1 protein-coding gene and 1 pseudogene are annotated in these 1163 nt (G+C 47.5%); both read right to left on the minus strand.

Annotated elements, in window-relative coordinates; genetic code table 11:
• Positions 1 to 503, minus strand: a 503-nt coding sequence (locus tag R7E42_RS24935) for an HlyD family secretion protein (protein WP_318073225.1), incomplete at its 3' end; no start/stop codon positions are given.
• Positions 504 to 796: 293 nt separating this feature from the next.
• Positions 797 to 1163: pseudogene (locus R7E42_RS24940) on the minus strand (methyl-accepting chemotaxis protein); the annotation flags it as partial.

A 1163-nucleotide genomic window follows, 5' to 3' on the forward strand; every position in this document is an offset into this window, starting at 1 on the left:
TCGAGGCGAGAACCTGCGGTGAGCTTACTGAACTCTTCTTTTGCTGAGTCTAATTCGGCTCTCGCCGAGTCCCTTGCCGCAAGAGCGGAATCTTTTTCGGATTGACTGATGAGCTTTTTACGCACCAGTTCTGCTTTGCGTTGATAGTTTTTCTGCGCTTCGGTGAGTTGCGCTTCCGCTCGGGCTACGCGTGCCGATGCAGCAGCAATGTCTTCTGGGCGTTCACCATTGGTCAATTTAAGCAAATACGCTCCCGCTTTGGCTTGCTCGGCAACGGCGTGTGCAAGAACTGCTTGTTGATTCTTGGTATCGAGCTGAACCAACACTTCCCCTTCACTGACCAAGCTGCCTTCTTTGACAGGAAGGGCTCTAATTATCTCATTAGATGTGGCGGTAAACGTTACGCGGTCACGCTCTAGGGTGCCAAGCGCTTGGTGCGTGTTATCTTTCGAACAGGCGCTTAAAAGGGCAATAATCAATGTGCCAAAAATGATTCGCTTCATAGTGCGGTGCTTCCTTTGAAGAAGTAATGCATGAATAGATAACTTGCGAACGGGAGCGTGTTGATTGAGCCCGCCAACCCGTCGCTAACCGCCATCCATAACGATTTCTTTTTAGAGCTTAGCATTTTATCTACAAGCGATTCTTTTTAAATAGAGAGGCTTAGCGTTGGAAGAGGGCTATGAAGGCCTCAATTTAAAGAACCTTGACCAAGCTCCGGTTTTTATCGGCAAATGACATTAAAAAAGCCCAGCGATGAGCGCTGGGCTTGAATAGATAAGAATGACGTGAGTGACTATGCAGTTTTGAATTGACCGACGATCTCTTGTAGACCTACCGCCAGCTCACTTAAATCGCGACATGCAATTGCTGTTTGGCGTGAACCTGTCGCCACTTCGCTAGAGAACTGGTTGATGTGTTCCACGTTACGATGCAGCTCTTCTGTTACCGAGCTTTGCTCGCTGCAAGCACTCGCAATTTGAATGCTCATTTCAGCAATGTTATCTGCGCCTTTTTCGATTTGGTCGATGGTTGCACCGGCTTTTTGTGCTTGCTCAACGCACTCTTGAATCAAATCGCTGCTGTTATTTGTTGCTGAAACGGCACTCTTCGAACAATTTTGCAGTTTAGAGATGATCGTGATGATCTCTTCGGTTGAAGCT

The sequence above is a fragment of the Vibrio sp. Vb1337 genome (assembly GCF_033338715.1).
Taxonomy (GTDB): domain Bacteria; phylum Pseudomonadota; class Gammaproteobacteria; order Enterobacterales; family Vibrionaceae; genus Vibrio; species Vibrio alginolyticus.